The 16,744-nt window shown below is 73.4% G+C and carries 15 protein-coding genes; 4 read left to right on the top strand and 11 right to left on the bottom strand.

Translation table 11 applies throughout. The features are described 5' to 3' along the window. Positions 1-39: 39 nt before the first annotated feature. The 11 genes from Cph01nite_RS09330 to Cph01nite_RS09280 all read right to left on the bottom strand — a co-directional run bounded on the left by Cph01nite_RS09330 (position 40) and on the right by Cph01nite_RS09280 (position 12,930). On the bottom strand, positions 40-306 hold the full coding sequence (locus Cph01nite_RS09330; RefSeq protein WP_203673524.1) for a hypothetical protein: 267 nt from the start codon (positions 304-306) through the stop codon (positions 40-42). A 68-nt stretch (positions 307-374) separates the two neighbouring features. After that, positions 375-866 carry a hypothetical protein gene (locus Cph01nite_RS09325; protein WP_203673523.1) on the bottom strand — a complete coding sequence of 164 codons (492 nt, stop codon included), beginning with the start codon at positions 864-866 and terminating at the stop codon, positions 375-377. After that, entirely contained in the window at positions 863-2,041 is a 1,179-nt protein-coding gene (locus Cph01nite_RS09320) for a hypothetical protein (protein ID WP_203673521.1), read from the bottom strand. Before Cph01nite_RS09320 ends, Cph01nite_RS09325 begins: the two co-directional genes overlap by 4 nt. A 127-nt stretch (positions 2,042-2,168) precedes the next feature. Beyond that, complete coding sequence (locus Cph01nite_RS09315) at positions 2,169-2,444, bottom strand: hypothetical protein (RefSeq protein ID WP_203673519.1); 276 nt, start codon at positions 2,442-2,444, stop codon at positions 2,169-2,171. Positions 2,445-2,500: 56 nt separating this feature from the next. Continuing rightward, positions 2,501-3,340: a hypothetical protein gene (locus tag Cph01nite_RS09310; RefSeq protein ID WP_239069162.1), complete on the bottom strand. Its 840-nt coding sequence runs from the start codon at positions 3,338-3,340 to the stop codon at positions 2,501-2,503. A 168-nt stretch (positions 3,341-3,508) separates the two neighbouring features. Beyond that, complete coding sequence (gene ilvD / locus Cph01nite_RS09305; protein ID WP_203673515.1) at positions 3,509-5,227, bottom strand: dihydroxy-acid dehydratase; 1,719 nt, start codon at positions 5,225-5,227, stop codon at positions 3,509-3,511. Between the two features lie 65 nt (positions 5,228-5,292). Next, positions 5,293-7,155 (bottom strand): dihydroxy-acid dehydratase, encoded by a 1,863-nt coding sequence (ilvD, locus tag Cph01nite_RS09300; RefSeq protein ID WP_203673512.1) that lies wholly within the window; start codon positions 7,153-7,155, stop codon positions 5,293-5,295. 139 nt (positions 7,156-7,294) lie between these two features. After that, positions 7,295-9,577 carry a beta-xylosidase/alpha-l-arabinosidase gene (locus Cph01nite_RS09295; protein ID WP_203673510.1) on the bottom strand — a complete coding sequence of 761 codons (2,283 nt, stop codon included), beginning with the start codon at positions 9,575-9,577 and terminating at the stop codon, positions 7,295-7,297. Positions 9,578-9,698: 121 nt separating this feature from the next. Further along, positions 9,699-10,580, bottom strand: a complete 882-nt coding sequence (locus Cph01nite_RS09290; protein ID WP_203673509.1) for a carbohydrate ABC transporter permease — start codon at positions 10,578-10,580, stop codon at positions 9,699-9,701. Further along, positions 10,577-11,524, bottom strand: a complete 948-nt coding sequence (locus Cph01nite_RS09285) for a carbohydrate ABC transporter permease (RefSeq protein ID WP_239069161.1) — start codon at positions 11,522-11,524, stop codon at positions 10,577-10,579. Before Cph01nite_RS09285 ends, Cph01nite_RS09290 begins: the two co-directional genes overlap by 4 nt. A gap of 104 nt (positions 11,525-11,628) precedes the next feature. Beyond that, positions 11,629-12,930, bottom strand: a complete 1,302-nt coding sequence (locus Cph01nite_RS09280; protein WP_203673507.1) for an ABC transporter substrate-binding protein — start codon at positions 12,928-12,930, stop codon at positions 11,629-11,631. A gap of 98 nt (positions 12,931-13,028) precedes the next feature. On the opposite strand from Cph01nite_RS09280, the gene Cph01nite_RS09275 reads away from it, so the two are divergent. From Cph01nite_RS09275 to Cph01nite_RS09260, 4 genes are all read left to right on the top strand, one after another. Continuing rightward, on the top strand, positions 13,029-14,054 hold the full coding sequence (locus Cph01nite_RS09275; RefSeq protein ID WP_203673505.1) for a LacI family DNA-binding transcriptional regulator: 1,026 nt from the start codon (positions 13,029-13,031) through the stop codon (positions 14,052-14,054). 139 nt (positions 14,055-14,193) lie between these two features. Continuing rightward, positions 14,194-14,673: a MarR family winged helix-turn-helix transcriptional regulator gene (locus Cph01nite_RS09270; RefSeq protein WP_203673503.1), complete on the top strand. Its 480-nt coding sequence runs from the start codon at positions 14,194-14,196 to the stop codon at positions 14,671-14,673. 15 nt (positions 14,674-14,688) lie between these two features. Then, positions 14,689-15,312, top strand: a complete 624-nt coding sequence (locus Cph01nite_RS09265) for an NAD(P)H-dependent oxidoreductase (RefSeq protein WP_203673502.1) — start codon at positions 14,689-14,691, stop codon at positions 15,310-15,312. 8 nt (positions 15,313-15,320) lie between these two features. Further along, on the top strand, positions 15,321-16,709 hold the full coding sequence (locus Cph01nite_RS09260) for a cryptochrome/photolyase family protein (protein ID WP_203673500.1): 1,389 nt from the start codon (positions 15,321-15,323) through the stop codon (positions 16,707-16,709). Positions 16,710-16,744: the final 35 nt, after the last annotated feature.

Here is a 16,744-nt window from a genome sequence, read left to right as displayed (position 1 = left end):
CGTGCGGACGGGCGACCTGCACCCCGGGCGGCGGCGGGGTCAGGAGGAGGCCATCTCCTGGTCGTCGGCCTGCTGCGACAGCGCGGCGGCGTTGGCCTGCAGCGCCTCGACGACCCGCTGCAGGGCCGGCACGTACTGGCCGGACCAGTCCGCGTTGAAGCGCTGCGCGTCCGGGCCGTACCAGGGGGTCGACTGCAGCTGCTGCGTGAGCCGGCTGGTGATCTGCGTGATGCTGTCGGCGTCGACGTTCATGACGCGCACGAGGTCGCGAGCGGCGGCGATGTCCATGCCGAGGACGTTGCTCATGGTGGTTCTCCTTCGGTGCGTGCCCGAGCGCGGTGCCCGGTGCCGGGGTGGTGGCCGTGCCGGTGGCGTCAGGCCGGTGCCGGGTCGGCGGTGCCGAACCGGACGGAGGTGTGCGCGTCCGCGAGGGCGTCGCGCAGGTCGGGAGGCGTCGTGTCCGCCCAGCTCGACACGACGGTCAGGGCGTGCCGGTGGTCGCCGGGCACGGGGGTCGTGCCGAGCAGCACGTCGACGCGCTGGTGGACCGTGCCCGCGGGGTGCGGGCGGTGCAGGTGCGCCGACGTGGCGTGCCCGTCGTCGTCCGTGCCCGGGTCCGTCGCGTCGACCTCGCCGGGGTACGCCGCCAGCACGGCGGCGAGGACCTCGGCGGCGGTGGTGCGGGCGGGCACGAGGTCCGCGGTGACGGTGAGGTTCGGGACGAACCCCGGCCGGTCCCCCGCGGGCCGGGCCACCGCGAGCGCACGGGGCGCCGGTGCGACGTCCCAGCCGTCGGGCAGCGTGAACCGGAAGCGGGGGGCGCCCGGGAGCAGCGGGCCGGGGTGCTCGACGGTCGCCGCGCTCACCGCTCGGCCCGCCGGTCGATCGCGACCTCGACCGCGACGGGGGTGCCCGCGGCGGTCGCGGCGTCCTCGTCGACGTCGGCGCCGTCGCCGCTGCGCAGCGCGCCGAGCGAGGCGGCGCCGAGCGCGGCCAGTCCGAGGGGTGCGGCCGCGAGGGCGACGGGCGTGCCGGCGCCGGTCTCGAGCGCCGCCGTCCCGGCGGCCGCCGCCGCGCGCGCGGCGTCGGCGCCGCCGACGGGTCCGGCACCGATGCCGACGGGTGTCGCCGTGACCGGCGGGTCCCCCGCCACCGCGCGGGCGTCGACGGGCGAGGCTCCCGGGGTGGTCGACCCCGCACCGGGGCCGGCGACCGGCGCGTCCACCGCCGGTGCCCCGATCGCGGCCGACGCCGGTGAGACCCCGCCGGAGCCACCGCCCGACCCGCCGCCCGAGCCGACCCGGCCCGCGACCTCGTCGGCCACGGCCGCGCCGATGCGCTCACCGAACGACCCACCCCCCACGGCGTGGCCCACGGCCCCGCCGACGACCCCGCCGACGATCGCGCCGACCGTCCCCTGCGGGTCACGGACCAGGCCACCGGCGATGCTCCCGGCCGACAGGCCCGTGCTGCCGGCACCCGTCGCGCCGCCCCCGGCGTCGAACCGCGGCGTCGGGGCCGCCGGCGTCGTCACCTGCGCACCCCCACCGCCCGCCCCGTCGACGTGCACGGTGATCGAGCCGATCGAGACCGGCACGACGACCTGCGCACCGGCACCGGCCGCGCCGCCGCCCTGCGGGCCCGGCGCGACGGCCGTCTCCGGGGCGGTCAGCACGGGCGCGTTCACCGTGGACGTGGCCGGCAGCCGCACGGGCGTGAACGCGGTCGCCGGGATGTGCACGGTCGGCGTGTCCGAGCTCGTGTCCTTCTGCGTCTGGGAGATCAGCGCCAGCACCTGCGCGAAGCCCCGCAGGTACTTGGCGACCGTCTTCACCCACGGGATGACCACGGCGCGCAGGTACCGGGCGAACGCGGCGGCCCAGCCCGTCCAGGACATCGCCTCGAGCGCCGTGGCCAGCACCTGGAGCGTCTTCACGACGGTGTCGGCGAACTCGGCCGCGTCGGTCATGGTGCGCACGATCCGGTCGAGCCCGTCGACGTCGGACCCGCGGAACGAGCCGCTGGCCTGGAGCTGGGACATCGGTGCCTCCTGCGGTGGGCCGGGGGTCCGGCGGGTCTGGGTACGTGATCGACGCTAGGAACGTCGGGGGTGCGTGGCCAGCGTCGCGGGGGTGGAAGGTTCCGCCGCGCGGGCGCCGGCCCGCGCGTCAGCGGCTCGCGTCCTCCTGCATCTGGGCGCGCCGGTCGAGCTCGACGGCGTTCTGCCGGATGTTCTCCGCGGCGGCCTGCAGCTCGGGACGCAGCGCGCCGTCCCACTCCCCGAGGAACCGCTGCGCCCCGGCGCCGGACCACTGGACCTGGCTCAGCAGCGAGCCGATCTGCCCGACGATGCCGTCGAGGTCACCCGCCCCGGTCTGCATGGCGCGCGCCTGCTGGCGGCTCTGCTGGGCGTCGATGCCGTAGAACCTGCTCTTGTCGTACATGCCGGGCTCCCTGCCTCGTCGTGGCTGTGCCGCGACCGTAGGCAGGGGCCGTCCCGTCAGGACAGCGCGCGGGGGGTGGAACCTTCCGGGTTGAGGCCCTCGCCGCGGGCGCGCGCGGCCTCCACGACGGCCAGGTCGTCGGCCGTGACGAGCCGCACCTCGGCCGAGCGCCGTCCCACCGCGAACCGCACGTTCTGCACGCGGCCGCCGCCCTGCGCGAACGGGTCGTCCGCCGGGCCGAACGCCATGCGCGCCACGACGCGGATCGCGTCGTCGACCCGCTGCGCGCGCTCCAGGTTCCAGGCGTGGCCGCGCCACTGCAGGACCCGCTCGTAGATCTCGCGGTTCGAGGCGGGCCGCGGGTAGTCGTCGGCTCCGACCAGCCAGGGCTCGGCGAGCGCGAGGGCGACGTACCACTCGCGCGACCACCGCTCGAGGCGCGGCGCGGGCGCCGTCACGGCACCCTCGAGGTCGGGGTCCGGCACCCACGGTCGTGCGTCGTCGGGGACGGCGGGAATCGTCACGTCGACGACGAGCACGAGGTCCGTGAACTGGCCGGGAGCCGTCTGGCGGCCCCGCAGCAGCAGGACGTGGTTCTCGCCCTCGTCGAGCAGCGCCGCCATGCCGTCGGTCAGCGCGACGCGCCGCGCACCGCCGGGTGCGTCGAACAGGCTGGACAGCTGCGCCTCGGTCGACCCGCGCCACCGCAGCCGGACGACCTCCTCACCGACGACGATCTCCCCGACGACGCGGGACACGTGCGGGGCGGCCCGGGGCAGGGTCAGCGCCGTGCTGCGCAGCTGGGCGTCCGCGTCGTCGTCGGGCAGGGCGGGGTGCGGGTCGCGGCCGACCAGCAGCGTCTCCCCGGTGCCGAGGACGACGGTGGGCACGCCCACGCCGCGCAGCGTCACCCGCAGCACGTGGTGCCCGTCGCCGAGGTGCGCTCACGCTGGTCGGTGCTCATGAACGCCCATCCTGGTCGATGCCGGGCGCACACCCCACGGGCGGCGCGAGCGTCGGACAGGTTTCACCCGGCGACGCGCCGCGCCGCCCCCGCGGGTCCCTCAGCCGAGAACGGCACCCTTCGACGCCGACTGCACGAGCTTCTGGTACTTGCCGAGCACACCGCGCGTGTACCGGGGCGGCAGCGGCACCCACCCCTCGCGGCGCGACGCGAGCTCGGCGTCGTCGACCAGCAGGTCCAGGGTCGCGTGGGCGACGTCCAGGCGGATGCGGTCGCCGTCGCGCACGAACGCGATCGGGCCGGCGTCCACGGCCTCAGGTGCGATGTGGCCGACGCACAGTCCCGTCGTCCCGCCCGAGAAGCGTCCGTCGGTCACCAGCAGGACGTCCTTGCCCAGGCCCGCGCCCTTGATCGCCCCGGTGATCGCGAGCATCTCGCGCATCCCCGGGCCGCCCTTGGGCCCCTCGTAGCGGATGACGACGACGTCCCCGGCCTGGATCGTGCCGTCCTCGAGCGCGTCGAGCGCGGCCCGCTCACGCTCGAACACGCGCGCGGTGCCCTCGAAGACGTCCGAGTCGAACCCCGCCGACTTCACGACCGCACCCTCGGGCGCCAGCGACCCGGACAGGATCGAGATGCCCCCGGTGCGGTGGATGGGATTGCTCAGGGCGCGCAGGATCTTGCCGTCCGGGTCGGGCGGGGCGATCTCGGCGAGGTTCTCGGCGACCGTGCGCCCGGTGACCGTCAGGCAGTCGCCGTGCAGGAGCCCGGCGTCGAGCAGGGCCTTCATCACCACGGGGACCCCGCCGACCCGGTCGACGTCGTTCATCACGTAGCGGCCGAACGGCTTGAGGTCCCCCAGGTGCGGGACGCGCGCCGCGACGCGGCTGAAGTCCTCCAGCGTGAGGTCCACCTCGGCCTCGTGCGCGATGGCCAGCAGGTGCAGGACCGCGTTCGTCGACCCACCGAAGGCCATGACGACGGCGATCGCGTTCTCGAAGGCCTCCTTCGTCATGATCTGCCGAGCCGTGATCCCGCGCCGCAGCAGCTCCACCACGGCCTCGCCCGAGCGGTGGGCGTACTGGTCGCGCCGCCGGTCGGCCGACGGCGGGGCCGCGGACCCCGGGACCGACATGCCGATGGCCTCGGCCACCGAGGCCATCGTGTTCGCCGTGTACATGCCGCCGCACGCGCCCTCGCCGGGGCAGATGGCACGCTCGATGCGGTCGACGTCCTCGCGGGACATCAGGCCGCGCGCGCACGCGCCGACGGCCTCGAACGCGTCGATGATCGTCACGTCCTTCTCGGTGCCGTCCGACAGCTTGACCCAGCCCGGCATGATCGAGCCCGCGTAGAGGAAGACCGACGCCAGGTCGAGCCGCGCCGCCGCCATGAGCATGCCCGGCAGCGACTTGTCGCACCCGGCCAGGAGCACCGACCCGTCGAGCCGCTCGGCCATCATCACGGTCTCGACGCTGTCCGCGATGATGTCGCGGCTGACCAGCGAGTAGTGCATGCCCTCGTGGCCCATCGAGATGCCGTCGGACACCGAGATCGTGCCGAACTCCAGCGGGTACCCGCCGGCGGCGTGCACACCGCTCTTGGCGGCCTTGGCCAGCCGGTCGAGCGACAGGTTGCAGGGCGTGATCTCGTTCCACGAGCTCGCGACGCCGATCTGCGGCTTCGCGAAGTCGTCGTCCCCCATCCCGACCGCGCGCAGCATGCCGCGCGACGCGGTCGCCTCCAGCCCGTCGGTGACCTGCCGCGAACGGGGCTTGATGTCGATCTCGGGACCCGGAGCGCCGTGGGTGGTCGTCATGCCGCGACCCTAGTTCGGTGGCACCGTCCGCGCCCACCACCGCGGGGCGCGTCGGCCGGCGCGGCTCAGCGTCGCCGCAGCCGGCTGACGTCGCGCACGGCGCCGCGGTCCGCGCTCGTGGCCATCGCGGCGTACGCCTGCAGCGCGGGCGACACGTACCGGTCGCGGTCGACCGGCTGCCACGGGTGCTCCGACGCCTCCATCTTGGCGCGGCGCTCGGCGATCACGGCGTCCGGGACGTTGAGCCGGATGAGCCGCGTCTCGACGTCGATCTCGATCTCGTCGCCATCCTCGATCAGGCCGATCGTGCCGCCGGCGGCCGCCTCGGGGCTGATGTGGCCCACGGAGATGCCGGACGAGCCGCCGGAGAACCGGCCGTCCGTGATGAGCGCGCACACCTTGCCCAGCCCGCGGCCCTTGATGAACGACGTGGGGTAGAGCATCTCTTGCATGCCGGGGCCGCCCGCGGGGCCCTCGTAGCGGACGACGACCACGTGCCCGGGCTCGACCTCCTTGCGCAGGATCTTGTCGACCGCCTCGTCCTGGGACTCGCAGACCAGCGCCCGCCCGACGAAGTGGAAGACGTCGGGGTCGATGCCGGCGGTCTTGAGGATCGCGCCGTCCTGCGCGAGGTTGCCGCGCAGCACCGCCAGGCCGCCCTCGACCGTGTAGGCGTGGGCGACGTCGCGGATGCAGCCGTTCGCCGCGTCGGTGTCGAGCGACTCCCACACGTTCGACGTCGAGAACGCCTGCGTGGTGCGCACACCGCCGGGCGCCGCGAGGAACAGGTCGAGCGCGCGCTGCGTCGCCTTCCCGCCGCGGACGTCCCAGTCGTCGAGCCAGGCGCGCAGGGTCGGGGTGTGGACGCTGGTCACGTCGTGGTCGAGGAGCCCGCCGCGGTCCAGCTCCCCCAGCAGGGCGGGGATGCCGCCGGCCCGGTGGACGTCCTCCATGTGGAAGTCGGGGTGGTTGGGCGCGACCTTCGACAGGCACGGCACGCGGCGGCTGATCGCGTCGATGTCCTCGAGCGTGAAGTCCAGCTCGGCCTCCTGCGCGGCCGCGAGGATGTGCAGCACCGTGTTGGTGGAGCCGCCCATCGCGACGTCGAGGGTCATGGCGTTGCTGAACGCCGCGCGGGACGCGATCGAGCGCGGTGCGACGCTGTCGTCCCCCTCGTCGTAGTAGCGGCGCGCGAGGTCCACGATCGTGCGACCCGCCTCGAGGAACAGCTCACGGCGCGCCGTGTGGGTGGCGAGCGTCGAGCCGTTGCCGGGCAGCGACAGGCCGAGCGCCTCGGTGAGGCAGTTCATCGAGTTGGCCGTGAACATCCCCGAGCAGGAGCCGCACGTGGGGCACGCGTTCTCCTCCACGCGGCCCAGGGCCTCGTCGGAGACGCTGTCGTCGGCGGCGTAGTTGATCGCGTTGACGAGGTTGAGGGGGGTCCGCGCGACACCGTCGGCGACGACCGCCTTGCCGGCCTCCATGGGCCCGCCGGACACGAAGACCACCGGGATGTTCAGCCGCAGCGCGGCGTTGAGCATGCCCGGGGTGATCTTGTCGCAGTTGGAGATGCACACGATCGCGTCGGCGCAGTGCGCGTTGACCATGTACTCCACGGAGTCGGCGATGAGGTCCCGGCTGGGCAGGGAGTACAGCATGCCGCCGTGACCCATCGCGATGCCGTCGTCGACGGCGATCGTGTTGAACTCCTTGGCGACGCCGCCGGCCTCGCGGATCGCACCGGCGACCAGGTCGCCCATGTCCTTGAGGTGCACGTGCCCGGGGACGAACTGCGTGTAGGAGTTCGCGATCGCGATGATCGGCTTGCCGAAGTCGTCCGCGCCCATCCCGGTCGCACGCCACAGCGCACGGGCTCCGGCCATGTTGCGGCCGTGGGTCGAGGTACGTGAGCGCAGCGGACGGCTCATCGCAGGTGTCTCCTTCTCGCGGGGCACGACGCCGCCTCGCGGTGACGCCCCGACACGCTACGTCGGCGTGGGGCACGGCGTGCCGCACGTCCGACCTGTGATCCGCCGGCGGCAGCTGCTCCTGCCGCCGGCGGACGTCTCAGCGGACCGTGACGCCGGTCCAGCGCGGGTCGTCGAGCGTGACCGGGTAGGTCTCGCCGACGAGCTCGACGCTCGCCTCGACGTCGCGCTGCGCGCACGACGACCCGATCCACACCTCGAGCTCGCCGGGCTCGACGACCCGTCGACCCGAGCGGTCGGTGAACGCCAGCCGCGCCGCGGGGACCGCGAGCTCGACGTCGGCGCTCTGGCCCGGGGCGAGCTCGATGCGGTGGTAGCCCAGCAGCTGGGCGACCGGGCGGGTCACGCTCGCGACGACGTCCTTGCCGTACACCTGCACGACGTCGGCGCCGGCCCGGTCGCCGGTGTTCGTGACCGTGACGGTGACCGTGAGCACGTCGCGCGTCGAGGCGCCCGGCGCGACGCGCAGGTCGGTGTGCGTGAACGACGTGTACGACAGGCCGTGCCCGAAGGGCAGGGTCGGGACCGTGCTGAGGTTCGTGACGTCGCCGTCGCCGCCCAGCGCGGGGTGCAGGTAGGTGTAGGGCTGCGCGCCCGCCGAGCGCGGCATGGAGATCGGCAGCCGGCCGGACGGGTTGACGCGACCGGTGAGGACGCCCGCGACCGCGTTCCCGCCCTCCTCGCCGGGGAAGAACGCCTGGACGGCCGCCGCGCAGCGCCCGAGGGCCCAGTCCACCGCGTAGGGACGACCGGTGAGCATGACGAGCACGACGGGCGTGCCGGTCGCCAGCACGGCCTCGACGAGCTGGCGCTGGACGCCGGGCAGCTCGAGGTCGTCCCGGTCGCAGCCCTCGCCGACGGTGCCGCGACCGAAGAGCGCCGCGTGGTCACCGACCACGAGCACGGCGACGTCGGCGGCGCTCGCCGCGGCCACCGCCGCGTCGAACCCCGAGCGGTCGTCGTCGTCGACCGCGCAGCCGGGCGTCGAGGTGATCTCGCCGCCGGTGTGCTCGGCGCGCAGCGCCTCGAGCACGGTCGGGGTCTCGATGCCGACGGCGGCGTCCGGATGGTGCGCGAGCACGTGGTTGAGGAACGAGTAGCAGCCGAAGAGCGCGGCGGCGCGGTCGGCGTTGGGGCCGATCACCGCGACCCGGGCGTCGGGGGCGAGCGGGAGCGTGCCGTCGTTGCTGAGCAGCACGATCGAGCGCTCGGCGAGCAGCGCGGCCACCTCACGGTGCGCCGGCGAGTCCAGGTCGACCTCCGTGGGGGGTGCGTCCTCGAAGGTCGCGTCGAGCAGCCCGAGCTCCTCCTTCTGGGCCAGGGCCCGCAGGACGGCGCGGTCGACGAGCGACTCGTCGACCGTGCCCGCGCGCACCGCCGCCGCCAGCGGGCCGAGGTACGCGTCCCCGGTCGGCAGCTCGATGTCGACGCCGGCGGCGAGCGCCTGGCCGGCCGCCTCGCCGAGGTCGCCGGCGGTGTGGTGCAGCAGCTGCAGGAACGCGACGCCGAAGTAGTCGGCGACGACGGTGCCGTCGAACCCCCAGCGCTCGCGCAGCAGCCCGGTCAGCAGGTCGGGGTCGGCCGCGACCGGCACGCCGTCGATCTCGTTGTAGGACGACATGACCGACCGCACGGCGCCGTCGAGCACCCCCATCTCGAAGGGCACGAGGAGCACGTCGGCGAGCTCGCGCGCGCCGATGTGCACGGGACCGAAGTTGCGGCCCGACTGCGACGCCGAGTAGCCGACGAAGTGCTTGAGGGTGGCGTGGATGCCGGTCGACTGCAGCCCGCGCACGTAGGACGTGCCGAGCGTGCCGACCAGGTACGGGTCCTCGGAGATGCACTCGTCGACGCGCCCCCACCGGGGGTCGCGGATCACGTCGAGGACCGGGGCCAGGCCCTGGTGGATCCCCAGCGTGCGCATCGACCCGCCGATGAGCTCCCCCATGCGGGTCACGAGGTCGGGGTCGAACGACGAGCCCCAGGCCAACGGTGTCGGGAAGGTGGCGGCGCCCCAGGCCGACAGGCCCGTGAGGCACTCCTCGTGCACGAGGGCCGGGATGCCCAGGCGCGTCTCGTTGACGAACCAGCGCTGCTTGTCCCAGAGCCACGCGGCGCGCTCCGCGGCGTCGACCGGTCGGGTCCCGTAGACGCGCGTGAGGTGACCCAGCCCGTCGCCGATCGAGTCGTCCAGCCCTCGCGGCGCCTCGAACTCGCCCTGGAGCGGCGCGACGGCCTCGCCCTCGCTCTTCTCCCAGAAGCCGACGATCTGTGCGAGCTTCTCCTCGAGCGTCATGCGAGCCATGAGGTCGCGCACCCGCTCCGAGGCGCGGGGTCCTGGGGGCAACTCGAGCTCCGTCACTGCACTGTCTCCTTCGGGTGCGCGACCGCCACGATGCGGGCACGGGCGGTCCGGGGCCCCGCGCAGGTCGTGCGCGCGAGGCCCCCGGACGCGCCAGGGTGGGGAACGCAGGGGGAAGGGCTCAGCCCTTCACGGCCCCCTGCAGGCCGCTGACGATCCGCTTCTGCATCGTCAGGAAGAACACCAGCGCCGGGATGACCGCGAGCGAGGTGAAGGCGAGCACGCCGGCCGTGTCGGCGGAGTGCTCGGTGGAGAAGTCCGCGACGCCGAGCGGCAGCGTCTTGAGCGCGGGGTTGTTGAGGAAGAGCAGCGGGAGCAGGTAGCCGTTCCACGAGCCCACGAAGGCGAGCACGCCGGTCGTCACCATGCCCGGGCCCGACAGCGGGACCAGGATCCGCCAGAAGAAACCGATGCGCGACGCGCCGTCGAGCATCGCCGCCTCCTCGAGCTCGTTGGGCAGCGCCATGAGGAACGGCCGCAGGATGACGATCGTCATCGGCAGCGCGAACGCCGCCTGCGGCAGTGCCACACCCCAGTAGCTGTTGGTCAGGCCGAGCTCACGCACCATGAGGAACAGCGGGATGATCGCCACCGTGAGCGGGAACATCAGGCCCGCCACGAAGACGTTGAACAGCGCCTGGCGCCCCTTGAAGCGGTAGCGCGCGAGCGGGTAGGCGGCCATGACGCCCGCCACCACCACGATCGCCGTCGTGACGCCGGCGATGATGATCGAGTTCAGCGCGTACTGCCAGAAGCTCGACGACGTGAGGACGCCGACGTAGTTGGTGAAGATCCAGGGGTTCGGCAGGCCGACCGGGTTGGCCCCGAGCTGGCCGTTGGAGCGGAACCCGCTGAGCACCGCGTACACCACGGGTGCCAGCGTGACGCCGGCGACCAGGACGGACGCGAGGTAGACCCACGGGCTGACCGAGCGGCGGCTGTGCGAGCCGGACCGCGTGGCCCCACGAGTACCGCGTGAGGGCGGGGCGACGACGGAGGTCATCGGGACACCTTCTTCCGACGCTGCTTCGGCTTGTCGTCACCCGAGTCGCGGTTGAGCACGAAGGCCTGGAAGATCGCGGCCAGCAGGAACGAGATGACGAAGAGGATGATCGCGACCGCGGACGAGTAGCCGTACTGGCTGCGCTCGGTGCCCTGGCGGATGAGGTAGGTCGCCATGGTGACGGTCGCGTTGTCCGGACCGCCCCTGGTGAGGATCCACACCATGTCGAAGAGCTGCAACGACCCGATCATCGACAGGAACATCCAGGTGCGGATGGTCGGACCGAGCAGCGGGATGGTGATCTTGCGCTGCGTCTGCCACCAGCTGGCACCGTCGATCGACGCCGCCTCGTGCAGCTCCTCGGGCACACCCTGGAGGCCGGCGAGCAGCAGGACGATCGCGAGACCGCAGTACTTCCAGGTGAGCACACCCATGACGGTCCACAGCGCGACGCTCGGGTCACCGACCCAGGCCTTGGTGAACCCGCCCAGGCCGATCGTCTCGAGGAACGCGTTGACGCCACCCTGCGGCTGCAGCAGCAGCTTCCAGATGACACCCGCGACGACCTCGGCGAGCACGTAGGGGACGAACACGATGACGCGCATCGCGGTCTGGCCGGGGAACTTGCGGTTCAGCAGCAGGGCGATCAGCAGACCGATCGGCAGCTGGATCGCGATCGAGAGGACCGCGATCGTCATGTTGTTGGTCACGGCACGCTGGAAGATCGTGTCGCCCAGGGCCATGACGTAGTTCTGGAAGCCGACGAAGTTGTCCATCGGCCCGAGGCCGTTCCACCGGAACACGGAGTACCGGGCGGCCTGGATCACCGGGATGACCACGAAGGTGGCGAACAGCAGGAGCGCCGGCGCCACGAAGAAGACGATCTCGAGGCGCTTGCGCCACTCGTTGGACGACGCTCCGCGCCCCCGCGGCCCAGGGGCCACCGACCAGGCCGTGGCCTGGCCGGTGGCACCCGGGTTCACTGCGGTGGCGGCAGCAGCCCTGGTTGCGTGCCCCCCGCGGGGGGTCAGGTCTCCTGCCACGTCGGTCACTTCTCGAGGTCAGCCGCGGACTGGGTGGCGTCGACGACGCCCTGAGGCGTCCCGCTCCCTGCGAACACGGACACGATGGCCTCGTTCATGGCGCCACCGATGTTCTCGCCGAACGCCGTGTCGAAGTACAGCTGGACGTACGGCGCGTCGTTCCGGAAGGACAGCAGCTGGGCCAGCTCGGGCGCTGCGACGAAGGCCGTGGCCGACGGGAGCGTCGGCAGACCCATGTCGAGCTCCGCGAAGCCCTTCTGCACGTCGTTCGACAGCAGGAACTCGATGAAGTCGACGCAGACGTCGGGCGCGTCGTTGGAGCACGCCCACGCGTCGCCGCCACCGAGCTGTGCGGCCGGGTCACCCTGGCCACCCGGGACCTCGGGGAACGGGAACCATGCGGTGTCCTCGCCCAGGCCCTGCTCGTCCTCCGTGAGGCCCTGCATGACGCCGGGCTCCCAGTGACCGGCCAGCTCCATCGCGACCTTGCGGTTCGCGAGGAGACCGGAGGCCGACTCGGGCGTGCCCTGCGCCTCGGTGCCGAGGAAGCCCGTGTTGAAGGGCTCCGTCGCCACGAACTCCGCCAGGCTCTCGCCCGCGCGGACCCAGCAGTCGTCCGTGAACTCGAGCGACTGCGTCGCCGTGTCGATGGTGTCCTGCGAGCACTGGCGCAGCGCGAAGTAGTACCAGTAGTGCGCCGCGGGCCAGCCGGAGCCGGCGCCGACGGAGATCGGCTCGATGCCGACGCCCTTGAGGGCCTCGACGGCCGCGTTGAGCTCGTCCATCGTCGTCGGGGCCTCGGTGATGCCCGCCTGGGCGAACATCGACTTGTTGTACCAGAAGCCCACGACACCCATGGAGAAGGGCAGCGAGTAGACGCGGTCCTCGACGGTCCAGCCGGCCACCGAGCCGCCGAGCGCCGAGATCGTGTCAGCAGCGTCGTCGGTGATGTCCTTGACCAGGCCCGCCTCGACGTGCGCCTTCAGCTCGCCGCCACCGCGCTCCATGAAGATGTCGGGCTGGTCGCCCGTCTGGAACGCCGCGTCGAGCTTGGTGAGCATGTCCTCGTGCTGGAGGGCGCTGACCTCGATCGTCACGCCAGGGTTGTCCGACTCGAACTCGTCGGCCAGCTGGTCGTAGTAGTCCTTGCCGGCGCCGGTGTTCGAGTTGTGCCACCACGTGAGGGTGACGTTCTCGCCGGTGCCGTCGGTGGCCTCGTCGCTGCCGCCGCCGGAGCTGCAAGCGGTCGCGATCATCGCCACCGCTGCACCCAGCGCGACCGCGCGCAGTGCCGCAGTCCTCTTCATCTTTGAATCTCCTCGTCGTCGCTGAGAGGTCGGACGGCGCCTAGGTTGACAGTGGTCCAGGAGCGATGTCAATCGATGTCGATAACGTTATCGACACGATGTCCTATGATCACCGCGTGGACTCGCTCCCCCGCGTCAAGATGGCCGATGTCGCCCGAACCGCCGGGGTCTCCGTCGCCACCGTCTCCAAGGTCGTCAATGGTCGCTACGGCGTGTCGCAGCGCACACTTGAGCGAGTGCAGGAGGTGATCGCGGACCTCGGGTACGAGGCGAGCCTCGGCGCGCGGTCGTTGCGGTCCTACCGGACCAACGTCCTCGGCATCCTCGTCGCGGAGTTCGAGCCGTTCTCCGCCGAGCTCCTCAAGGGCGCCGGCAGCGCCGTGACCGCGACGGGCTACGAGCTCCTCGCGTACTCCGGCGGCGGCGGCTCGGCCGAGGTCGGGTGGGAGCGGCGCTACCTCTCGCGGCTGTCCGGCACGCTCATCGACGGGGCCATCATCGTGACGCCGACGGTCGTCGAGGCACGCCCCGGCGTGCCGGTCGTCGCAGTCGACCCGCACGCCGGGCCGACCGGCCTGCCGACCGTCGACTCGGACAACCTCGCAGGTGCGAGGCTCGCGACGCAGCACCTGCTGGACCTGGGACACCGTCGCATCGCCTTCCTCGGAGGGCGCCCCGACCTGGCGTCCGCGCGCCTGCGCGAGGAGGGCTTCCGCGGCGCCATGTGCGACGCGGGCGTCCCCGTGGACGAGAGCCTCGTGGGCATGGGCGACTACCGCCGCGGCACGTCGCAGGAGCCCGCGCGCATCCTGCTGGACCGCCCCGACCGACCCACGGCCGTGTTCGCCGCGAACGACCTCTCGGCGCTGGGCGTCATCGACGTCGCCCGCGAGCTGGGCCTGGACATCCCGGGCGACCTGTCGGTCATCGGGTTCGACAACGTGCCGGAGTCGGCGCTCAGCACGCCCCCGCTGACGACGGTCGCGCAGCCCCTGCAGGCCATGGGCGCCGCCGCGCTGCAGCTGCTGGTCGACCTGATCGCCGGGACCGCCTCGGCGACGCACCGCCGGCTGCCGACCGAGCTCGTCCCCCGGTCGTCGACGGGGCCTCCGCGGGACCCCTGAGCCGGCCCGAGCACCCCCACCGCCACGTGACCGACCGGCACGATCACACCGTCGCGGCGTGCAGGACGCAACACCACCCCGACGTCGGCGAATGTCAACGGGTTGACACGAAGTCGTGTCAACGGGTTGACTACCTCGGGTGACCCGCCCACCCGACCACCCCCTCGGTGACCGCGTCACCGTCACGCTGCACCACCTGGTCGACGTCCTCGACGAGTACGCCGACCACCTGCTGCGCGCCGAGCACGGCGTGACCCTCAGCCAGTACCTCTTCCTGGCCGTGCTGTCGGACCTCGACCACCCGGACGTCACCACCCTCGCACGGTGCCTGCACGTCACGAAGGCCGCGGTGAGCAAGCGCGTCGGCTCGTTCGTCGCCGCCGGCTGGGTCCGCACGCTCAGCGACCCCGGCCACGCACGGCGGGTCGTGCTCGAGCTGACACCGGACGGCGTCGCGCTGGTCCGGGACGCCGGACGGCAGCTCGAGGAGGCCTTCACGTCGGCGTTCGCGGACGTGCCGCAGGTCGACCTCACGGCGCTGCACCGCGACCTCACGACGGTCCTGGTGACCATGCGCAGCGCGCTCGCGCAGCACGTCCCCGACTCCCCGCTCGTGTGACCCGGAGGTCCTGACGTGCACGTCCTCGTGGTCGTCGGCCACCCCCTGGCCGGCTCCTTCACCCACGCTCTCGCGCAGGCGTACGCCGACGCGGCGAGGGCCGCCGGGGCGCACGTCGAGGTCCTGGACCTCGCGACGACGCCGTTCCCGCACGACCCCGCCGTGCGCGCCGACCTCGCCGCCCACGACGGCACCACCGACCACCTCGACCCGGCGGTCGCCGCCATGGTGGAGCAGGTCAGGGCCGCGGACCACCTCGTCGTCCTGCACCCGCAGTGGTGGGGCACGTACCCCGCCGTCCTCAAGGCGTTCCTCGACCGGGTCATGCTCGCCGGCGTGGCGTTCCGCTACGGGTCCGGACACCTGCCGCGGCGGCTCCTGCAGGGCCGCACGGCCCGCACGTTCATGACGATGGACTCCCCGCGCGCCTGGAACCTGCTGGCCTACCGGGATGCCGCCGGCGCCTCGCTGGGACGCGCCACGCTCGGCTTCTGCGGGTACCGGCTCGTCGGTCGCACGACGTTCCCGGCCGTGCGCTTCTCCTCCCCGCAGCGCCGCGAGAGGTGGCTGGGGCAGGCCGCGCGGCTCGGGCACCGCGACGCCACGGTCCGACGCGCAGCGGTCCCGCGGCCGGGTTAACGTGCGGCGTGCCGACGATCTGCTGGTTCCGCCGCGACCTGCGCCTGGCCGACCACCCCGCGCTGCTCGCCGCCGTGGAGGCGGCGCGCGCCGCGGACGACGACGTGGTGGCCCTGTACGTCCTCGACCCCGCCCTGTGGCGATCGGCCGGGGCGCCCCGGCTCGCCTACCTCGCCGCGTCGCTGCGGGCCCTCGACGAGGCCACGGGCGGGCGGCTCGTCGTACGCCACGGGCCCGCCGACCAGGTCGTTCCCGCCGTCGCCCGGGAGGTCGGCGCCACGCAGGTGCACGTCACCGCGGCGACCGAGCCGTACGGCCGGCGGCGCGACGACGCCGTCGAGGCCGCGCTCGCCGACGCGCTGCCGGGCGTCCCGCTGGTCCGCACGGGGTGCCCGTACGCCGTCGCCCCCGGGCGGCTGCAGACGGGCCAGGGCGGGCCGTACAAGGTCTTCACGCCCTTCCGCACGGCGTGGCTCGACCACGGCTGGCGCGAGCCCGCGCCCCGTCCGCGCGACGTGCCGTGGGCGACGGCGCCGACCGACGGCCTGCCCAACGCTCCGGCGACCGACGTCCGGCTGCCCCGCGCCGGCGAGTCGGCGGCGCGGGACCGCTGGCACGAGTTCCTGCGGGAGGACCTGGCGGGCTACGACGTCGACCGCAACCGCCCCGACCTCGACGTGACGTCGTGGATGTCGGTCCACCTCAAGTACGGCGAGATCCACCCCCGCACCATGCTCGCCGACCTGGCGGAGGCCGGTCGCGGCGCCACCGGCGACCTGGCGACCTCCGTGGCGACCTACCGGTCGGAGCTCGCGTGGCGCGAGTTCCACGCCGACGTGCTGTGGCACGCCCCCTCGGCCGCGCAGCGCTCGCTGCGGCCGGTCGTGCCCGAGGACGCGTGGGCGGACGGGCCGGACGCCGACCGCGCCTTCGCGGCGTGGGCGCAGGGCCGCACCGGCTACCCGCTGGTCGACGCCGGCATGCGCCAGCTGCTCGGGCAGGGGTGGATGCACAACCGGGTCCGCATGGTCGTCGCGTCGTTCCTGGTCAAGGACCTGCACGTGCGGTGGCAGCGCGGCGCCGCGCACTTCATGGAGTGGCTCGTCGACGGCGACGTGCCCCAGAACCAGCTCAACTGGCAGTGGGTGGCGGGCACGGGCCGCGACGCCGCGCCGTACTTCCGGGTGTTCAACCCCGTCACCCAGGGCCGCAAGTTCGACCCCGACGGCGCCTACGTGCGTCGCTGGGTCCCCGAGCTGCGCGACGTCCCGGGCGGCGGGGCGCACGAGCCGTGGAAGCTGCCCGGCGGACCGCCCGCGGGGTACCCCGACCGCATCGTCGACCACGCCCACGAGCGCAAGGTGGCGCTCGAGGACCACGCGCGCCGCCCCACCTGAGCACCGCCCCCCGCACCCGGTGCGGCACCGTGCGC

It is taken from the genome of Cellulomonas phragmiteti (assembly GCF_016862775.1).
Classification (GTDB): Bacteria; Actinomycetota; Actinomycetes; order Actinomycetales; family Cellulomonadaceae; genus Cellulomonas; species Cellulomonas phragmiteti.
Note: the sequence above shows the minus strand (reverse complement) of the source record. Positions and strands in the feature narration are given on the sequence as shown.

Bases quoted from the DNA above. Each gene is read 5' to 3' on its own strand.
- Cph01nite_RS09330 (WP_203673524.1), bottom strand. From the start codon at position 306: ATGAGCAACGTCCTCGGCATGGACATCGCCGCCGCTCGCGACCTCGTG.
- Cph01nite_RS09320 (WP_203673521.1), bottom strand. From the start codon at position 2,041: ATGTCCCAGCTCCAGGCCAGCGGCTCGTTCCGCGGGTCCGACGTCGAC.
- Cph01nite_RS09315 (WP_203673519.1), bottom strand. From the start codon at position 2,444: ATGTACGACAAGAGCAGGTTCTACGGCATCGACGCCCAGCAGAGCCGC.
- ilvD (WP_203673515.1), bottom strand. From the start codon at position 5,227: ATGACGACCACCCACGGCGCTCCGGGTCCCGAGATCGACATCAAGCCC.
- ilvD (WP_203673512.1), bottom strand. From the start codon at position 7,155: ATGAGCCGTCCGCTGCGCTCACGTACCTCGACCCACGGCCGCAACATG.
- Cph01nite_RS09290 (WP_203673509.1), bottom strand. From the start codon at position 10,580: ATGACCTCCGTCGTCGCCCCGCCCTCACGCGGTACTCGTGGGGCCACG.
- Cph01nite_RS09280 (WP_203673507.1), bottom strand. From the start codon at position 12,930: ATGAAGAGGACTGCGGCACTGCGCGCGGTCGCGCTGGGTGCAGCGGTG.
- Cph01nite_RS09275 (WP_203673505.1), top strand. From the start codon at position 13,029: ATGTCCTATGATCACCGCGTGGACTCGCTCCCCCGCGTCAAGATGGCC.